Here is a 19106-nt window from a genome sequence, read left to right on the forward strand (position 1 = left end):
CGTTACCACTTCTCGACCTGACACTCTAGCTAAAGAAAACGAGGCCGCCTAGGTTGGCGACCTCGTTTTCTACTATTTAATTAGTCTCAAGAACAGCAAGTGTTTTTGAGATTAAGTTCAATCTAGTTTTCTTCGCGACTGTATGAAGCGATGTCACTTAAGATTTCCTTGACGAAGGCATCACTGCTCATGGATTCACTGTTGTCTTCCCCATACTTCCGTACAGAGACCGTACCATTAGCCATTTCGTCTTCACCAACAACCAACGTGTATGGAATCTTGTGTGTTTGGGCGTCCCGAATCAGGTAACCCATCTTTTCACCACGCTTGTCGACGTTGACCCGCACGTCAGCAGCCTTTAATTCAGCAGCTAACTTGTCAGCGTAGGCACCATGCTTCTCTTCAGAAACAGGAATGATCGTCACTTGCTTAGGTGCTAACCAAGTTGGGAAGGCACCCTTGTAAATTTCAGTCAGGTAAGCGGTGAACCGTTCCATCGTTGAAACCAACCCACGGTGAATCATCACTGGACGGTGTTCTTCACCATCGGCACCGACATAGTGTAAGTCGAAGCGTTCTGGCAACATGAAGTCCAATTGGATAGTTGAGAGCGTTTCTTCGTTCCCAAGGGCCGTCTTCGTTTGCACGTCCAGCTTAGGACCGTAGAAGGCAGCTTCCCCTTCGGCTTCAACGTAAGGTAAGCCAAGGTCATCCATGGCACCCTTCAACATCTTTTGTGCGTTATTCCACATTTCGTCGTCATCGAAGTACTTTTCCGTGTTCTTAGGGTCACGGTAGCTCAGACGGAACGTGTAGTCCTTGATGTCAAAGTCCTTGTAAACCTTAACCATCAAGTCCAGGATGCTCTTGAATTCATCTTGGATCTGTTCTGGTGCAACGAACGTGTGACCATCGTTCAAGGTCATTTCACGAACCCGTTGTAACCCACTCAGGGCACCGGACTTTTCGTAACGGTGCATCATTCCTAATTCAGCGATTCGTAATGGCAACTCACGGTAAGAACGGATGTGGTGGTTGTAAATTTGAATGTGGCTTGGGCAGTTCATTGGCCGTAATTCAAGTTGTTCGCCATCACCCATATCCATTGGTGGGAACATGTCTTCACGGTAGTGGGCCCAGTGACCGGATTGCTTGTACAGATCCAGGTTAGCTAACACTGGCGTGTAAACGTGTTGGTAACCGTTAGCAACTTCTTTGTCGATGATGTAACGTTCGATGGTCCGACGAATCGTGGCCCCATTTGGCATCCAGTAAGGTAAGCCGGCACCGACTTTAGGATCAACGAAGAACAAGTCCAGTTGGTTCCCAATGACACGGTGGTCACGGTCGTGGGCTTCTTGGCGCTTCACTAAGTCAGCATCTAGGTCGGCTTGCTTGTAGAAGGCCGTCCCGTAGATCCGTTGGAGCATTGGGTTTGAAGACTTGCCTTGCCAGTATGCCCCAGCAACGGAGAGTAACTTGAACTTCTTAACGTCACCCGTGTTGGCCAATTGCGCACCGTCACTCAAGATTTGGTGGTCACCAATCTTCAAGAAGGGAACGGCGTCGCCAGCAACAGCATTGATCAATTCAGTCGTATAAGGGTCATCCTTGGCAGCGGCCAAAGCATCAGCCTTTGATACTGAGATCCGTTCGATAGGCAACTTGTCGCCGATCAACTTTTCAACGATTACGGCCAAAGCGTCCAATTCATCAACGCTAACCTGTTGGTCATCCTTGTCAGTATCCACGAAGAACCCGTCTTCATCAGCACTAACTTCACCCAAACGAATAGCTGGGAATTCCTTCTTCAAGGCAATTCGGAGCAATGCGGCAGTCGTGTTCCGCAGAACGCTCAAGCCTTCGTCGCTGTCTTTCGTGATGATTTCAATAGCACCGTCACCAGCGAGTGGGGTCAGGTAGTCGACCAGCTTGCCGTCTAACTTAGCGGCAACGGCCTTCTTTGCTAAACTGATGGAAATAGACTTGGCAACGTCTTCAGGCGTTGACCCTTCTGGAAAGGCTTTGGCCTTACCATCAGGGAATTTGATTGAAATATCTGCCATAATGATGATCTCCCTCATTGATTTTTGGATGGCCATCGACGCAAAAAGTCCCCAGCACCTAACTAAATAGGCACTGGGGACGTCAATAACGTGGTTCCACCCGATATTTTTCACGAGACTACTCCCGTGAACTCTAATCGTCGATAACGGAACGAACCGGCCGAAAATTTCCTTTCGACAGCTGCGGAAAGCGGTAATGCTTGCGGTCGCTAAGTCGGCTTCCAAGCTAGGCCAACTCTTCCTGTGAACGATCCCGCAAACACCATGTCTTTCGTCATAGCTCTTCTTGGTTTCACTCACTATTAAACACTTGCCAGTGAACGTTGTCAAGCATTGGCTGGCAATTTATTCCAGATTATTGCTGGAAAATAACCGGTTGGCAAGTTACTATTGCGGCCGCCGGTTGACACCGACCATGGTGATTTCGCGAGCTAAGAACCGAATTCGTTGCATCAGTCGTTGGGCCTTCAGCGGTTCATCATCCCCCCGCGTTGAGATTCGCAGGTGTTCCGTTTCCAATTGCTGCATGGAGAAATTGGAGCTAAAGAACGTTGGCAATTCCTCTTGCATCCGGTATTCCAAAATGACACCCAGAATATCGTCACGCACCCAAGCGGACATGGCATCTGCCCCAATGTCATCAATCATTAAGACTGGTGCCTTCTTCAAGGCATCTAGCTTATCAGCCACACCGTTTTGGGCAATTGAATTTTTCATTTCGACCGCAAAACTTGGAAAGTGAACTAATGTGCTGGAGAAGCCATCCGTTGCCAACTCATTGGCCAGTGCGGCCAATAGGTAGGTTTTCCCAACGCCAAAGCTTCCAGCCAGGTACAAGGCCTGATGGCGACGTTTCGGACTGGCTTCGTAGGCATCTTTAAAATCTAAGACCGCCATCAAAGCTTCCGCCCGATCGGCATCTTGGTCAAAATCAGTCAGACTGGCATCCCGGATATTTTTCGGCATGGCAATCGATTTGACCCGCTGACGAAGTGCTTGTTGGGCCTGTTTTTCTTGCGTTTCAACCGTGGGCACGTACGCAACATCGATGAGGTGATTGGACACAATCAACTGCGGCTCATACCCTGTCGCAAAGGTCGTCCCCCCCTTTGCTAATTTTTCCCGTTCACTCACGAATTCATAGAGTTTGGCTGCCGAGCGCGTCATCACGTCTTCTGCCAGCTCTGCTTGATGGTCGTGATAGAACTGGGTGACCTGCGGATCTGCATAGACCTTGGCCATCAATTGGCGATAGTTATCGTTTAAATGGCGCTGATTCATCAGTTGCTGCATGGTTTTACTGAGATCTTCCATGAGTTAGTCCTCCTTTCCCGCTTGACGGTTTTCTTTAAGTTTCGCAATCCGTTCTTGTAGCCGTTGCTGTTGTTCAGCAGACAGCTTGGCAGTTGTTGCCGTTGCGGTTTCGGCTGCTGGCTTTTTAGCCCAGTCCGGCAGCGTCTCCTTCACCGTTGGCTGACGGTTCCGCGACTTACGCGGCTGACTCGCCGCCCGTTGTCGCTCACGAATCTTTTGAATCGCTAACTGCGGTGTGTTGACCTTCGCCTTACTCCAGTCGTTGGCAATCGTATCCAACAGATTTTTATTTAACGTGGGTTTATCCTCATCAACTAAAACGTGATAGATCATGAGGTTTAAGACCGCCTCTGGGAACAGTTGGCGGCTAACCAAGTCACGGACAATGCGCTGTTCTCCGTCCGTCACAAAGCCCCCATTTTTCTGTTTAATAGCTTGTAAAAAAACTGCCGGTGCCGTCGCGGTAGCAACCTTGATCAAAGCTTGTTCCGCAGATGTCGGCGTGCCCGTCGTGGTCGCAACGGGTGTTGTCGTCGACTTTGCCGGTGCCGCAACTCGATGTGGTTGGCCAAAGTGTTGCGCAACGATGCGCTTAAAAGCCTCCGCATCAAACTTGTTTGTCGCCAAATCGGTCGCCTCACCCACATAACGGGCCATGGTGACTTCATCCAAACCATAGGTCACGTGCTCGGTCAATAGCAGTTGCCGATTCGCTTGAACCGCACGGGTGTCGATGAACGAATGCTCTAGAATTTCTCCTAACAATTTAAAATCAAAGTCAGGCTCGTCATCGGCTGACAAAACTGGATGTGTTGGCGCTTCCGTCAGTCGTTGCCGACCGTCCGTAACGGCCGTTGGCAACGTATTTAACTCCTGGCCGTCTACGTGAAAGACCTCCAAAAAATTTTTCGTAATGTCTTTTTCGTTAGCCATCGGTGACGATGTGGGCACAGTCGTCGTAATGAGCTGCTGATACATTTCTTCACCAATGACGCCCAATAACTGAACGCTGAGCAAATCGTCTTTAAAGAATGCCGTCGGTGCCAATGGCGCGTGCAACTCGTAAACAAACCCCGTCAAATCATCTTGCGTGGTCACCATGGTCGTCAATAGTCCTGTGGCCTCCAGCCGGATACGTGCCTCGTAAAAGTGTTCCAGGTCTAATCCCAACGCCGCCAATAACGTGGTGTGACGTTGGTAAGTTCCCCGATTTGGGAGCCAAAAAAGGGCCGAGAAGAGCCCTGCGGCACTCGGTCCCAAAATGGGCTGGTAGAGCTGGGTCAACGTTTGCCAACTCAGGTCACTGATGCGACCGTTTACCCGAACCGTAAAGCCGGTCTTGGGCTTCAATTGGTGCCAGGAATCTTCCATACCCTACTTCGCCTCGCTTTGCCCATTTGATTCTTTTTTAGCCTTTTCTTTATCCTTATCGAGCATATCCTTCAGTTCGTTAAAGAAGACGCCGGTATCCTTGAACTGTCGATAAACACTGGCGAATCGAATATAAGCAATTTCGTCAACGTCGACCAGTTTGTCCATCACGTACTCCCCAATCAACTGACTGGAAATTTCATTGACCCCCAGCGCCCGAATCTTATTCTCAACGCTATCGACAATATCGGTCATGACGTCCATCCCCACCGGTCGCTTTTCGGCCGAGCGAATAATGCCCTTCAAGATTTTTTCACGGTTAAATTCTTCCCGCGTTCCATTCTTCTTAATTACCAGTAACGGTGTCACTTCGACCCGTTCAAATGTCGTGAACCGAAAGCCGCAGCTCTCACACTCACGGCGCCGACGGATTACCCGACCGTCGTCGGTGGGCCGACTATCGACGACCCGTGATCCGTTATGATGACAGTGTGGACACTGCATATTTGGTCACCTCGTTAAATTTAATTCCGTTTTCTCTCATCATCAAAACTCATTTAATTAGCGACACCGCAATGGACAGGATTCAGCCCGTTGGTGGCGCCAAGCCACTGACTGCCAGATGGCCTCAAAACAGACACCCACGCCCTAGTCCGTAATGACACCTACTGAAAAACTGGCGTAGCCTTACCAATATCATGCTCATCACCAGATGCAACTAATCGTTCTCATCTCAAAATGGCTTTAAGTTGTTCGTGTCAAGCCATTTTACCACTTGTTGCCGCGTTTCGGCAATCGTTCCCCCATTATCAATGACAACGGTTGCGCGGGCGACCTTTTTTTCGATTGGCCATTGGCGGTCCATCCGCGCTTGGGCATCCGCCGCCGAAAGCTGGTCACGCGCCATCAAGCGCTGCTTTTGTGTGGCCACATCCGTTGCAACCACCATGACATGATCAGTCAACGCCTCAAGGTAACCGACCTCAAAGAAAGTCGGTGCATCAACGATGACAACGGGCGCTTTCTTCTGCCGGTAGTCCGCTAGTTGCCGTTGAATTTCGGCTTGAATCAACGGCGTCGTAATGGCCTCAAGTCGTTTCAACTGCGCCGGTTCACGGAAGACCAATTGACCGAGCTGCTTACGATTCAGTTCACCTGCTGCCAAATACGATTTGCCAAAAGTTGCCACAATCTGTTGCAGGCCTAAAGTTCCTGGTGCCACCACTTTTCGGGCGATCACATCGGCATCGATCACAGGCAATCCCGCTGCTTTCAGCCAACCACTCACTGTTGATTTACCAGTCGCAATGCCACCCGTTAATCCCCATACTTCAGTCACGGTCAAACGCCTCCAAGGCTGACGCCGGTAACGGCTGACACTTCGGGCAGAAATGCGTACCACGTTGGGCAACCTTGATCTTTTCAATTTCGGTCCCGCAACGCTCACAAGGTTCTCCCTCGCGACCGTAGACGTGCAAATGATTCTGAAATTGACCGGCCTCACCGAAGGCTGTAGAAAATGAATGAACGGTAGTGCCATGGCCCTGAATCGCCAATGCCATCTCTTCAATGATGCTTTGACGTAACGTTGCCAGCTGGGCCTTGGTCAGCTCGTTAGCCGGCGTTAGGGGATTGATCTTTGACAGCCATAACACCTCATCGGCATAGATATTTCCCAGACCCGCAATTCGTGATTGGTCAAGTAAGAAAGGTTTGACCACTTTATGCGATTTTCCAAAAATTGTTTGCATGTAAGCTAGCGTCAATGTTTCCTCGGTTGGTTCCGGCCCCATCTTAGCCAACGATGGCATGGCCGCAGCCTCTTGCCCCGTTGGTACTAGCCGCATACGCCCAAACTTACGGGTATCCGTGTACCGCAGTTCCCGGTCGTCTTTCAAATGAAAGACCACGTGGGTGTGCTTGGTAATGGGGCTCCCCTCGGGCTGGACATCATACTTGCCTTCCATTCGCAGGTGAGACACCATCGTCAAGTCGCCACTGAACCGAAAAAGGAGGTACTTGCCCCGCCGATCGATCCGCTCAATCTGCCGACCAATCAATTCGGCCGTAAACTCATCACGGTCTGGCGTGACCATCTTCGGATAAAAAACCTCAACGTGATCAATGGCAGCACCGGCTACTAACCGATTCAGCCCGCGCCGAACCGTTTCAACTTCTGGTAATTCTGGCATAAACCGTCTCTCCTTTTACCCTACTTGGCATCGTACCAGGTAGGTCCGTAGTGACTTTCCACCTTCAACGGAATTTCTAGATCAATCGCAGAATCCATCACACTCGGCACTAGTTTGGCCAACGTTTCAATTTCTTCTGCTGGAGCTTCAAAAATCAACTCATCGTGGACTTGCAGCAACATGGTCGCCTGCATGTCCTTGATGGCATCTTCCATTCGAATCATTGCGATTTTAATAATATCAGCCGCACTCCCTTGAATTGGTGTGTTCATCGCCGTTCGTTCGGCAAAGGAGCGTTGATTAAAGTTTCGCGAATTGATGTCTGGCAAGTACCGCCGGCGATGAGCAATCGTCTCAACATAGCCCAATTCATGAGCTTGTTGAACCATGCGCTCCGTGTAGGCTTTTACGCCGGGATATTCTTCAAAGTAGGTGTCAATAAAGTTCTTGGCCTGCTTGCGACTGATACCAATATTTTGTGACAAGCCAAAGTCACTGATGCCGTACACGATTCCAAAGTTAACCGCCTTAGCTTGACGCCGAATATTTGGTGTGACCGCCTCATCCGGACCCATCTTAAAGATTCGTCGTGCCGTTGCCGCATGGATGTCTTCGCCTTCACGGAAGGCCTCCTGCATATTGGCGTCGTGACTCATGTGGGCCAAGACCCGCAGTTCAATCTGTGAGTAGTCAGACGAGAAGATCTGCCAACCGGGATGGCGCGGAACAAAGGCCTTTCGAATTGCTCGGCCCTCTTCGTTACGAACCGGAATATTTTGCAGGTTAGGATCAACAGAAGACAGCCGCCCCGTTTGCGTCAGCGTCTGCAGGTACCGGGTGTGGACCTTGTGATCATCAGGGTGAATCACCTTCAGCAGCCCCTCTACGTAAGTCGACTGAATCTTAGCGATTTTCCGATATTTCAAGATATTTTCCGCGATTGGCGCCTCAGCCGCTAACTTTTCCAACACACCGACCGCCGTCGAGTAACCGGTCTTGGTCTTCTTGATTGCGGGCAAACCCATCTTTTCAAAGAGGATATGTCCCAACTGCTTCGGCGACCCAATATTAAATTCTTCACCAGCCTCGTTGTAAATCGTCTGTTCAATCTCGGCCAGCTGTTCCGTAAATTTACTGCCCATGGCTTCTAGTTCACTGGCTTGAACCGTGATACCGGCAACTTCCATCCGAGCTAAAACAAAGGCCATGGGTAATTCAATGTCCTGGTAAAGCTGTGTCTGTTCGTTTTCGGCCAATCCCTTAAATAACTGTGGTCGCAAGTTTTCAATCGCCCGCGCCTTTCTAGCAAGGTGGGAGAAGAAATCAACATCATCAGCTGGGATTGCCGCTTTAGCGCCCTTACCATAGATGTCTTCATCAGTTGCTACTTGATGATAGCCGTGTTCCATAGCGACCCGACCGAGATCGTTACTGTTGTCATAGGTGTTCAGTAAGTAAGAGCAGAGTAAGAGATCACAGTCGACACCGGCTAGCGTGATCTCTAATCGTCGTAACCCGACGTAAGTCCGCTTCGCATCAAAGACCTGTTTCTTAATGTCCGTCGATTCCAGTAAGGCTTTTAGTGGCGCCTGTTGTAAGAGCGTCACATCACGACTGACCCACCATTGATCCTGGTCGCCGATGACAAAGCCATCGAGATGGGCCGTATGATAATTTTCATCCAACATTTCAAGGTAGAATTCACAGCCATCGGTAAATGCGGGCAGGTCGCTCAAGTTATCAGCTTTAAGTACCGTAAACTGAACGTCCTTTAACCCGGGGGTTGCGGTTGGGGCGGCGCCATCCACGCTCATTTTGCTCAAAAATTGGTTAAAGTTCATCCGTTGATAAAATTCGACTAATTTTTCCTGGTCGTCCCCTTGGTAGACTAAGTCTTCAACCTTTTTTTCAACCGGTGCGTCCCGTAAAATGGTGGCTAACTTTTTCGACAGTAATGCCTGCTCGTGGTCGGCGACCAAGTGTTCCTTAAGTTTTTTGGCTGTGATTTCGTCAATATGGTCGTACAGGTTTTCAATGCTGCCATACTTACCGATCAGATCGACGGCACGCTTAGGTCCCACGCCGGTCACACCAGGATAGTTGTCGGAATTATCGCCTTGAAGACCTTTGATATCAATAATCTGAGCAGGGGTAACGCCCATTTTTTCTTTCACGTAAGCCGGTGTGTAGTGCTCGATGTCACTGACACCCTTTTTGGAAATGGAAACCGTCGTGTGATCGTCAGTCAATTGCGTCAAGTCGCGGTCCCCGGTCACAATGGTCGTGGTGAAGCCAGCGTCTTCAGCTTGTTTGGCTAACGTTCCGATAATATCGTCGGCTTCGTAGTCGGGTAATTCATAAGTCTGAATCCCGCGAGCCGCTAAGAGCTCTTTCACGTACGGAAATTGTTCGGACAGTTCTGGCGCCGTCTTCGCCCGACCACCCTTGTAATCATCGTACATTTTTGTCCGGAAAGTCGTCTTCCCGGCATCGAATGCGACTAAAGCGTGCGTTGGCTTTACTGTGTCCAGCATGGTCTCCAGCATCGTGTTGAACCCATAAATGGCGTTCGTGTGCAGGCCTTCACTGTTGGTGAATTTGCCTAACGCCGTGTACAACGCGAAGAAGGCCTTGAAGGTGACACTGTTCCCATCAATCAATAACAATCGTTTCTCTGCCATGTGACGCTCCTTTCGAGCCTGGTTTTCCGTACTCGAGTAGTTTAGTTCATCTGAAATGTATCCGTCTTCGCCTAGTCGGCAGATCTAAGTCTACCGCTAAACGTTCTGTCTCTATTTTACCAAAAAAATCGTCAAACTCGAAACCATAAAAAAAGAAGTATTGGTTCAAGCCCAATACTTCTGACGTTCAACGATTCTTTTAGTCGCGTCCGCCACCAAAAATACCGAAAATTTGTAAGAGTTGTAAGAATAAGTTAACGAAGTCCAAGTACAGTTGCAAGGCCCCGTTGACAGCCAAACCAGTCGTGGAGACTTGATCCCCATATTGCAGGTACATCTTTTGCATCCGTTGTGTGTCCCAAGCCGTCAAAACTGCAAAGATGATGACCGTGATCACTGAGAAAATCAGGGAGACCATCACGCTCTTTACCAGGAAGGCATTCACGAGTACGGCAACAATGATTCCGATTAAAGCGGCCGTTGCTTGCGTCCCAACCTTTGTCAGGTCACGCTTGGTAAAGAGTCCGAAGCCAGCCATGCTAACAAAGATGGCAGCACTGGAAACAAAGGCGGCAGTCATTGATGCGCTCGAGTAATACAGCGTATACGTCGAAATGACGACCCCAGTAACCACCGCGTACGCCATCAGGCCCACGAAAGCGACAGTCGGACGTTTCATCGATTGACCACTAATCACGAATGGTAAGATAAACCAAACGATGATTGGTACCAACAAACCACCACGGCTCAGGCTCAGAACGGCACCACTAAATTGCGTTGCCATTACGAAGGCAGTAGCGGCGGAAACTAAAACTGCTAAGCCCATCCATCCAAACATCTTGGTTAGAAAGGCATTTAAGCCAACCTCGGTGTTAACTGTTGCGCGGGGCTGCTGATCAAAGTTGTTCATTGAAACGCTCCTTTTTTTCAAATCAATTCCCGACTTAGCCGCCACTTTTGACGACCAGTTTCTAGGTTTATTGAATATATTTTATCAAATCTGACGATAAACACAAGTAATCAGTCGTGAAAGCACCCGTTTCGACCAAAAACTAAGAATCGAACCTCAAACTAGGTAACATGGTAGTTGGGTCGCCTTACCGGCCGGCAAATATGGGCTGGAGCGGTGCGCCTGAGCTCATATCGGCCAATCTCTCGGCTTACATTGTGTTCTCAGACGACTCTGAGAATAACTTATCCATTGGGATGAGACCCGAATTTAAGCTTTCAAGCTGAAGGTCACCACTCAAAAAGGTCAGCGACCATTACGGCTTCCCGCTATGGTTACTGACCTTTATTTTAATTAGTTATTCTTTAATGATAAGTGACTCAATAATTCTTCGTAAGCGCGTTCGTATTTCTGAACATCGCCGGCACCCATGAAGACGACCACAGCATCGTGGAAGTCCAGCAGAGGTGACATGTTATCAACAGTCAGAATCTCGCCACCCTTAGCAATCTTAGCAGCCAAGTCCTTGCTGGAGACAGCACCTTGCGTTTCACGAGCTGAACTGAAGATGTTGGTCAAGAAGACCTTGTCCGCTAAGTTCAAGCTCTTAGCAAAGTCATCCATCAACGCAATCGTCCGGCTAAACGTATGTGGCTGGAAGACGGCAATGATTTCTTTGTCTGGATATTTTTGCCGAGCAGCGTCCAACGTTGCCTTGATTTCGGATGGATGGTGTGCATAGTCATCAATGATGGTCATGTCGGCTAACTTACGTTCCGTAAACCGACGCTTAACGCCCTTGAAGTCGACCAGTTCACGTTTGATTTCGGCCATATCGACCTTTTCAAAGTAAGCCACGGCAATAACAGCCAGACTGTTCAGCACGTTATGTTCACCGTACAAGTGAATCTCAAAGTTACCTAAGAATTCATCATCATGGTAAACGTCAAACGTCGACCCCGTTGTTGAACGTTTGATGTTCTTGGCCTGGAAGTCGTCGCGGTCACTAGTCCCGTAGTAATAGACTGGCACGTCGGTCTTAAGCTTCCGCAGCTCAGGGTCATCACCCCAAGCAAAAATACCCTTTTTGACCTGGTTAGACCAAGTTTCAAACGCGCTATAAACATCATCGATGCCGGTATAGTAGTCAGGGTGATCAAAATCAATGTTGGTCATGATGGCGTAGTCTGGCTTCGTTGCCAAGAAATGACGCCGATATTCATCAGCCTCGTACACGAAGAAGCGGGCGTTTGGCGTCCCCTTTCCAGTGCCGTCACCAATCAAGTAAGACGTTGGCGCAACACCGCTCAAGACGTGAGCCAGTAAACCAGTCGTGCTGGTCTTCCCGTGTGCACCAGCAACCCCAATGCTCGTGTAGCCTTCGATCAAGTGTCCTAAGAATTCATGGTAGCGGTATACTGGTAAGCCCATCTCGCGGGCCTTCTTGATTTCAGGATGGTCATCCGTAAAGGAGTTCCCGGCAATTACCGTTAACCCCTCGTGAATGTTGGCTTCGTCAAATGCCATGACGTCGATTCCAGCCTGTTCCAAGCCACGTTGGGTAAACGTGTACTGCGTAATATCTGAACCTTGAACCTTAAAGCCCTTATCATGCAAAATCAGAGCGAGGGCACTCATCCCTGATCCTTTAATTCCAACAAAATGATACACCGTTGCGTTATCCATTAAATGATCCTCTTTTCTACTCTCTTCGGCAAAGGCCACTGGTCCCCCCAACCGACTGAGTGACACTACTTTCATTTTAGCATATCCCCCACCCCCATAAAAGAACTGGGCGATTAAAGACACGTGAGGACTATTCAAGCTAAGATGAGAATGGTGCACTTTGGTCATGAGGTTCCGGTAACTTTTTGCCTAAGTCTTCGGGTGTTAAATAAACTTCACGTGGTTTTGAACCATGTTGCGGCGAAACGTAGTGGTGCTGCTCCAAGTCGTCAATCAGATTGGCTGCGCGATTGTAGCCGATTGAAAAGACCCGTTGGAGTTTAGACGTGGAGACCGACTTTTCTTGGGCAATATAGTCCAGAACTTTCGGTAAGAGCTCGTCTTGATTTTCTTCAGCAGTCTCCCGTTGAAGTAAACCCTTGGGCTCAAAGGCATAATGTGGCTGACCCTGTGTCCGCACAAAATCCGTGACGGCATCCACTTCGGATTCAACAAAGGCCCCTTGTAGTCGCATGGGTTGACTTGCCCCGTTACCCAAATATAGCATATCCCCACGGCCAAGTAGGTTTTCGGCCCCTGCCGTGTCCAAGATAGTTCGGGAGTCAATCTGACTGGAAACCATGAAGGCGATTCGGGTTGGAATATTATTCTTAATCGTCCCGGTCACAATATCGACACTTGGCCGTTGCGTGGCAACTAGTAAATGAATCCCAGCTGCTCGAGCCTTTTGCGTGATTCGAACAATGTAATCCTGAACTTCACTTGCCGCCATCATCATTAAGTCCGCCAATTCGTCAATAATAATCACGATGTACGGCATCTTCAACGCAGGTTCATCGTTGGCATCGGCGCGGTCATTGAATTGCTCAATGTTCCGAACACCGGCTGCCGCTAATTTCTCGTAGCGTTCGTCCATTTCGGTCACGACCCATTTCAAAGCTGCCGCAGCGGCCTTCGGGTCGGAAATCACTGGTGACAATAGGTGTGGCAACGCATCATAAGGTGCCATTTCAACGGCCTTCGGATCAATCAACAGCAACTTGACCTGCTTGGGTGTGGCCTTATATAGAATCGACAGAAGTAAGGAGTTGATGAACACACTCTTCCCAGAGCCGGTGGCCCCAGCAATCAGGCCATGGGGCATCTTACGTAGATCTGTTACTTGCGGTTTCCCAAATAGGTCGACCCCTAATGCCACGGTCAATGGGGACTCACTCTTCTTAAAGGCTGCCGAATTCAGAATTTCTGACAGCATTACTGGTCGGGACTTCAGGTTCGGAATTTCAATACCGACCGTTGTCTTCCCAGGAATTGGCGCTTCGATTCGGATATCCTTCGCTGCCAAGGCGAGCTTCAGGTCATCATTGAGGTTCGTGATCTTATTGACCTTAACTCCAAGCGCTAAGCTGATTTGGAACTGTGTCACCGTCGGGCCGACCGTCCAGTCGGTCACATGCGCATCGACGTGGAAGGCACTTAACGTGGCATCTAAAACTTCTGCTTGGTGTTCGATCCATTCGTCTAAGGCCTCTTCATCAGGTACGACGGGGTTCGGCAATAAGCTTAAGTCTGGGAAATGATAACCCCGGTCGGTCGGTTCTTCGTTCTCTGATTCTACTGTTGCCGGCGTTGGCCGATCAAAGAGTGCTAAATTACGTTGGTCATTGCCCTCCTCTTGCATAATGTCACCCAGTGAATGCCCTAAGCCGCGACTTGGTTTAGCTTTTGGCTTCGCCGGTGCCACGTTTTTCGCATGATTATTCACGACCGATGATGTCGCCTCAGAGGTGGTCATATCGCCATTTGTGGCTGCCGGTTCACTCCCCTCTTCGGCATCGGTCACGTCATGATCAGCAACCGTTTCTGCCTCTGAGTCAGAGGTGGCTTCACTAGGCGCGTCAGCATCGGCGCGCGCTAAAAGCTTAGCCACTTCGGCGGGGTGGTCAGCACCATCAACTGCTGTGTCGGTCGGATGCTTAGGCTGCTCATCGTGCGGAGCCGTTTCACTAACAGGTACCGTGGATGGCCGTTGACTGGCAGAATCCCCAGCCGAGCCTACCGGTAGATACGTTGTCTCGGCAACTGGCTTGGCGGGCGCCGCAGTCGTTTTAGCATCAGTCGCTGATAATTCTGTGGTCCTCGCTGCCAAGTTTTCAGAAGCTTTACTTGTTGTTCGCTCAGCGGTTACTTCTGCTACTGAAGTCAAATCTGTATCTGACTCTGACACAGAAGTTGCTTTTGCAGTGGGTTCTGGTGTCGACTCAGCCTCTGATTCAGGCTTATCCGCAGCCGTCTTATCTTCAAGCTCAGCGGCCGGTTCAGCTGACACGCTTGATGCTGTCGGATAGAAGATCTCCGTTGGCGCTGCTTCCGACGTTGCGTCATCAGCAACGGTAGGGTCAGCGGCAGTTAGCGTGGCCACAGTCGCAACCGGCGGTGTGACGCTGGTATCAGCTAATGACACGGGGACCTTGGCCTCATGGGAAGCTGTTACCGTTAAACTAACGGAGGTTGCCGGTTGCAAGTCATGTTTCACAACTGTTTTTTTCGAGTCAACAGTCGGTATTGTAGTTTTTTGAACGGCATCATTAAGCGTTGTCGTGGGGCGTGTCGCATCCTCTGCCCGCCCAAACAAAAAGAAGCTGGCGTCGCTCTTATGTAAACTGGCAATCAGTCGCTGATAACGGCGACGTGATTCCAAGGTTGGTCGTGTCCAGTGGAGTTGCTTAGGGATCTCAGTGACCTGAAATGGCCGATAATTCCCCGTACTGGTCGTTGGCTTTTCCGATGTCGCTTGTGTTTGTGCCGTTGAAGTCGGCATAACCGTCCGCTCTTTTTCAGAGGTCAGCGGCTGCTTCTGTCGTTCTTCACGCAAACGAATACGGTCATTACGGGCTTTACGTTCCTTCACTTGTCGCTGGGCACGTTCATTCGTCGTGTCTTCCAATTGTTCAGGGGTTGGTTCTACTGGAAATTTCCGGTAAAAGGCCGGTCCATCATAATGTTCCATGTTGCTTCCTCCTTGATAAGTACACGCCTTACCACTTTTTTGCTACGGGAGGAGAGGCCGCCCAAAACGGCCGCTATACTCATTCCCTGAATTTTTAAAAATCATTTTTTTAATTTAAATTACGCCAACACCCGCATATCTCCTAGCATTGGCGCAGATAACCTTGCGTCCACTGACACTATTACCCAGCCTTGTTGCGCATATCAATCTCAGTTCAGCTAGACGGTCAGTTGGCTTTGCTCAGTCTTCATTGCCAAAGCATAGACGCAACAGAGTTAGTCTACACCATTGTACACAAAAAAGCGGGTAGACGACAAGGTCTGTCCCGCTTTGTAATGTTTCTTAAGCTTTAAAAATAGTTTGGCCCCGTTCAAAATCAAACGGTTCGCCCACTTCATAGTCATCGGGCAAGATCAATGCACCCGGCTTTTGCGGTGCATTTGCTAAGCCCAGCTCACGACCGGAACAAATCATCCCATTGCTGGCAACGCCCCGTAATTCACCTGGCCAGATAATCAGACCATTGGGCATCATCGCCCCCACCTTGGCCACAACGACCTTGATGTCAGCCTGCATGTTAGGTGAACCACTGACGATCTGTAACGATTCGTCATTATCCACGACGGTCTCCGTGACCAAGAGGTGGTCGGAATCAGGATGGGGATCGGCGGTCTTCACGTAGCCCACAACGAAGCGTGAACGTGTTTCAGCAACCAATTCACCGGCAAAACCAGCCTTTTCCAAGGCAGCATTTAAAGCGGCCACATCGTCAGCTGACAGGTGAACCTGCCCCAAGCCACTGATATCTGGTAAAATTTCGGAAATCGCCAAGAAGTTGTACCCCAGCGTCTTTTCCGTAGCTGAATCATAAATACGGGCAATATTATCCCGCACCGTGTGCGCTTGTTCAGCGGAATCTTGCGCCACGACAACAATTAAAGTGTCCCCTAATTCTTGGGGATTGTAACTAGCAATTAACATGTCTGAATCCTTTCCAACGGGTTTAGTCGGCGTTGGTTGCCAAAGAATTAATAAATTCTTCTACCTCTGCTTTAGTCTTACGATCTTTGTTCACCAACCGGCCAATCTCTTCACCATCGGCGTAAGCGATGAAACTAGGAATGCCAAATACGTTAAGTTCAACAGCTAAATCGATATTTTCGTCACGATCAACAGCGATGAACTTAAAGTCAGGATATTCCGCTTCGATTGCTGGCATTGCTGGCTTAATGAACGCGCAGTCTGGGCACCAGGTCGCGGAGAAGAATAACATGGTCTTGCCGTCTTTGACAACGTCCTTTAATTCAGCGGCAGACATCTTGGGTAATTGTTCCATGAATAAGCACTCCCTTATTTTAGTTTTGAAAGTTACACAAGAACTATTATAGCATGCCAAAAGGAATTTACACGATTTTTGTCTTTTTACGGGAACTTCGCGGCAATCATTGTTATACTGGTGGCAGAAGTGATGGGAGTAGTGCCCAACATTAACCTGCTTAAGGAGGCGGTAGCATGACTGCTAAAAATGGACAATTGTATCAATTAAGTCTCACCGGTGTGCTCGGAGGCCTGATGGGCATTTTCATCACGCGACTTTTCGGTGGCTTTTCTCGTTTGGATCCCGACAATATTTTGGATCAAGTCAAGCGGCAATTCCGACAAGAATCCCCGATTGAAGGTGCGTGGATTGAGAAACATGCCGTACCGTTCCAGAAATTTGCGGTGAAAACGGAAGCCTATTATGGGGGGATCACCCGTTACGAGGACAATCAATTGGTTCAGTACCAGTTTATTGCCGACGCCAAAACCGGAAGTGTCCTCGACATTCATCGGCTTTAAACATTAATTTAAAATCCATTTGGGAGCTAACCATTACGTTGTTGGCTCTTTTTTGTTGCCTTTAGTTTCTAAGTAAAACAGGTCACCCAACAAACTAAATTGATCTTAGATATCCTTTCATAGCAAAAAGGTAAATCGGTTTATATTTCGGGTTTTACGTTTTACCATCGCTTATAAATAAACTAATCAACAATTACGCTGTTAAATCACGAACTTATATGCTATACTTTTGAGAATTTGTAATCATATAAGGAGTGTTTTGGCTTGCAAAATGTCTATTTCAATCATGATGGTAACGTTGATGACCTCGTTTCCCTGTTACTCCTTCTGCAGATGCCCGATATCAATTTAACTGGTGTCGGCGTGGTCGGCGCTGATTCTTACGTGGAGCCCGCTGCCTCGGCCTCGCGAAAAATAATTGATCTCTTTGGTCAACCGCACCAATCGTTGGCCGTCGCAACGTCGAACTCACGACCCGTTCATCAATTTCCACAAAATTGGCGACTTTCGGCCTACTCGTTTGACAATTTTCCGGTGCTCAACGAACGCGGGTTCATCTCAACACCTGCGGCCACAAAGCCTGCCCACCTAGATATGATTGAGAAGCTCCAACAAACCCCTGGTAAAACAACACTGGTCATGACTGGTCCCCTGACTGATCTGGCTCGTGCATTGGCAATCGATCCCACCATCACGGCCAAGATCGACAAGCTCTACTGGATGGGTGGAACGATGAATAACCAAGGTAACGTCAGTGAACCCGACCAAGATGGCACCATGGAATGGAACGCTTTTTGGGACCCAGAGGCCGTTAAAACGGTCTGGGACACCGATATCGACATTCAAATGGTTGGCTTGGAAAGTACCGATCAGATCCCACTAACGGCCGACCTGCGTCAACATTGGGCCGAACTCCGCCGCTACCCTGCCATGGAACTGATTGGCTACGGTTACTCATTAGTCATGGCGTTTGAAGCTGACTCCACCTACTATTTGTGGGACGTGCTGACCACGCTGACCAGCCGTTATCCTGAAATCGTTGACGCCACGGTCGTTCACAGTGACGTGCTAACAACGGGGCACGGTGCCGGTCGCACGTTCATTACGCCTAATGGCCGTCCCGTTACGCTCGTTACTCAAGTCGACAAGGATCAATTCTACAACCGCTTCGATACCCTCGCCAAGTCTGCAACACGTCGCTACTAGCAATCGACCATGCACACGCCGCTTGACCGAACGGAATCATCAGCGATTTACTAGCGCAACAGCGATTCTTGCTCGTCATCATGTGACCTCAATCTGCATTCTCACCGGTCTACGTTGCGGTACCATCATGGCAAAATAAAACGACTTTTTCAGAAACTTTTGAAAGTTCTGAAAAAACCGTTTTTTTAATGATATGCCAATCACTTATTTTGCAACAAGCATTCATGGTCGACACGTGTACCAACCTGATTGCTCTGGGACCTAGTCCATCGGCAGGTGCTTCAAACTCGTTGCCTGATTGTTGATATCCGTCCGGACCACGATGACGTCACAGATAGCATTGGCGACCACATAGCTCGCCGTGGAGCCCATCAACATCCGCTCGACCACATTGACCCCCGTAGCACCCAGCATAACTAAATCTGCCTGATACTCCTTCGGTAATGTCCGTGCCAGGTCAACCTTGGCATGCCCGTAGTAAACGGCGGTCACAACTTCTTTAACACCGGCATCTTGAGCCTTCTTGCGGTATTTATCAACAATCTGTTCGAGACGTTGACGTGCTTCGTCCATGACTTGTTGGTCAACGTAGCCAAAACCAACCTCGGTATTGTTACCCAAACCAACATAGTCGCCGCCGCTCATAATGGTCACAATGATTAATTCAGCTTGATTCCGCACCGCAACTGCAATGGCTTTTTCCACTGCGCGGCGTGCTTGGCGGGAACCATCAACACCCACTAAAATCCGTTTGTACCCCTCGGTCATCTCTACCACTCCTTTGCCGGTCAT

General features: G+C 49.2%; 15 protein-coding genes. 2 read left to right on the forward strand and 13 right to left on the reverse strand.

The features are described from left to right. Positions 1 to 122: 122 nt before the first annotated feature. The 12 genes from thrS to FAY32_RS03680 form a co-directional block, all read right to left on the reverse strand. Entirely contained in the window at positions 123 to 2066 is a 1944-nt protein-coding gene (thrS, locus tag FAY32_RS03625) for a threonine--tRNA ligase (protein WP_143462094.1), read from the reverse strand. Positions 2067 to 2453: 387 nt separating this feature from the next. Continuing rightward, complete coding sequence (dnaI, locus tag FAY32_RS03630) at positions 2454 to 3380, reverse strand: primosomal protein DnaI (RefSeq protein ID WP_143462095.1); 927 nt, start codon at positions 3378 to 3380, stop codon at positions 2454 to 2456. A 3-nt stretch (positions 3381 to 3383) separates the two neighbouring features. Next, entirely contained in the window at positions 3384 to 4751 is a 1368-nt protein-coding gene (locus FAY32_RS03635) for a replication initiation and membrane attachment family protein (RefSeq protein ID WP_143462096.1), read from the reverse strand. Between the two features lie 3 nt (positions 4752 to 4754). Beyond that, a complete protein-coding gene (gene nrdR / locus FAY32_RS03640) occupies positions 4755 to 5255 on the reverse strand; it encodes a transcriptional regulator NrdR (protein WP_048731935.1) in 501 nt (166 codons plus the stop codon). 229 nt (positions 5256 to 5484) lie between these two features. Then, positions 5485 to 6090, reverse strand: coding sequence for a dephospho-CoA kinase (gene coaE, locus FAY32_RS03645; RefSeq protein WP_143462097.1), 606 nt, complete (start codon positions 6088 to 6090; stop codon positions 5485 to 5487). Beyond that, complete coding sequence (gene mutM / locus FAY32_RS03650; protein WP_143462098.1) at positions 6083 to 6943, reverse strand: bifunctional DNA-formamidopyrimidine glycosylase/DNA-(apurinic or apyrimidinic site) lyase; 861 nt, start codon at positions 6941 to 6943, stop codon at positions 6083 to 6085. Before mutM ends, coaE begins: the two co-directional genes overlap by 8 nt. A gap of 20 nt (positions 6944 to 6963) precedes the next feature. After that, complete coding sequence (gene polA / locus FAY32_RS03655) at positions 6964 to 9624, reverse strand: DNA polymerase I (protein ID WP_143462099.1); 2661 nt, start codon at positions 9622 to 9624, stop codon at positions 6964 to 6966. Between the two features lie 199 nt (positions 9625 to 9823). Further along, positions 9824 to 10534: a Bax inhibitor-1/YccA family protein gene (locus FAY32_RS03660; protein ID WP_143462100.1), complete on the reverse strand. Its 711-nt coding sequence runs from the start codon at positions 10532 to 10534 to the stop codon at positions 9824 to 9826. 393 nt (positions 10535 to 10927) lie between these two features. Then, positions 10928 to 12259, reverse strand: a complete 1332-nt coding sequence (murC, locus tag FAY32_RS03665; RefSeq protein WP_143462139.1) for a UDP-N-acetylmuramate--L-alanine ligase — start codon at positions 12257 to 12259, stop codon at positions 10928 to 10930. A 139-nt stretch (positions 12260 to 12398) separates the two neighbouring features. Beyond that, the gene (locus tag FAY32_RS03670) at positions 12399 to 15269 is read right to left on the reverse strand and encodes a DNA translocase FtsK (RefSeq protein ID WP_143462101.1); all 2871 of its coding nucleotides are present in this window, start codon (positions 15267 to 15269) and stop codon (positions 12399 to 12401) included. A gap of 342 nt (positions 15270 to 15611) precedes the next feature. Beyond that, positions 15612 to 16250 carry a YtpR family tRNA-binding protein gene (gene ytpR / locus FAY32_RS03675; protein ID WP_143462102.1) on the reverse strand — a complete coding sequence of 213 codons (639 nt, stop codon included), beginning with the start codon at positions 16248 to 16250 and terminating at the stop codon, positions 15612 to 15614. 22 nt (positions 16251 to 16272) lie between these two features. Further along, positions 16273 to 16605, reverse strand: a complete 333-nt coding sequence (locus FAY32_RS03680) for a thioredoxin family protein (protein ID WP_048731952.1) — start codon at positions 16603 to 16605, stop codon at positions 16273 to 16275. Between the two features lie 176 nt (positions 16606 to 16781). Between FAY32_RS03680 and FAY32_RS03685 the strand changes: the two genes are divergently transcribed. Together FAY32_RS03685 and FAY32_RS03690 are read left to right on the forward strand one after the other, a co-directional pair. Further along, the gene (locus FAY32_RS03685; protein WP_143462103.1) at positions 16782 to 17108 is read left to right on the forward strand and encodes a PepSY domain-containing protein; all 327 of its coding nucleotides are present in this window, start codon (positions 16782 to 16784) and stop codon (positions 17106 to 17108) included. Positions 17109 to 17372: 264 nt separating this feature from the next. Then, a complete protein-coding gene (locus tag FAY32_RS03690) occupies positions 17373 to 18314 on the forward strand; it encodes a nucleoside hydrolase (protein ID WP_143462104.1) in 942 nt (313 codons plus the stop codon). Positions 18315 to 18575: 261 nt separating this feature from the next. Here FAY32_RS03690 and FAY32_RS03695 read toward each other — a convergent pair whose 3' ends face one another. Next, positions 18576 to 19082 (reverse strand): universal stress protein, encoded by a 507-nt coding sequence (locus FAY32_RS03695; protein WP_143462105.1) that lies wholly within the window; start codon positions 19080 to 19082, stop codon positions 18576 to 18578. Positions 19083 to 19106 lie beyond the last annotated feature (24 nt).

It is taken from the genome of Levilactobacillus enshiensis, assembly GCF_007115095.1.
Classification (GTDB): domain Bacteria; phylum Bacillota; class Bacilli; order Lactobacillales; family Lactobacillaceae; genus Levilactobacillus; species Levilactobacillus enshiensis.

Coding starts and splice junctions, on each gene's coding strand:
- FAY32_RS03670 (WP_143462101.1), bottom strand. CDS start 15,269: ATGGAACATTATGATGGACCGGCCTTTTACCGGAAATTTCCAGTAGAA.
- nrdR (WP_048731935.1), bottom strand. CDS start 5,255: ATGCAGTGTCCACACTGTCATCATAACGGATCACGGGTCGTCGATAGT.
- murC (WP_143462139.1), bottom strand. CDS start 12,259: ATGGATAACGCAACGGTGTATCATTTTGTTGGAATTAAAGGATCAGGG.
- polA (WP_143462099.1), bottom strand. CDS start 9,624: ATGGCAGAGAAACGATTGTTATTGATTGATGGGAACAGTGTCACCTTC.
- FAY32_RS03685 (WP_143462103.1), top strand. CDS start 16,782: ATGACTGCTAAAAATGGACAATTGTATCAATTAAGTCTCACCGGTGTG.
- mutM (WP_143462098.1), bottom strand. CDS start 6,943: ATGCCAGAATTACCAGAAGTTGAAACGGTTCGGCGCGGGCTGAATCGG.
- dnaI (WP_143462095.1), bottom strand. CDS start 3,380: ATGGAAGATCTCAGTAAAACCATGCAGCAACTGATGAATCAGCGCCAT.
- thrS (WP_143462094.1), bottom strand. CDS start 2,066: ATGGCAGATATTTCAATCAAATTCCCTGATGGTAAGGCCAAAGCCTTT.
- FAY32_RS03660 (WP_143462100.1), bottom strand. CDS start 10,534: ATGAACAACTTTGATCAGCAGCCCCGCGCAACAGTTAACACCGAGGTT.
- FAY32_RS03695 (WP_143462105.1), bottom strand. CDS start 19,082: ATGACCGAGGGGTACAAACGGATTTTAGTGGGTGTTGATGGTTCCCGC.
- FAY32_RS03635 (WP_143462096.1), bottom strand. CDS start 4,751: ATGGAAGATTCCTGGCACCAATTGAAGCCCAAGACCGGCTTTACGGTT.
- FAY32_RS03680 (WP_048731952.1), bottom strand. CDS start 16,605: ATGGAACAATTACCCAAGATGTCTGCCGCTGAATTAAAGGACGTTGTC.
- ytpR (WP_143462102.1), bottom strand. CDS start 16,250: ATGTTAATTGCTAGTTACAATCCCCAAGAATTAGGGGACACTTTAATT.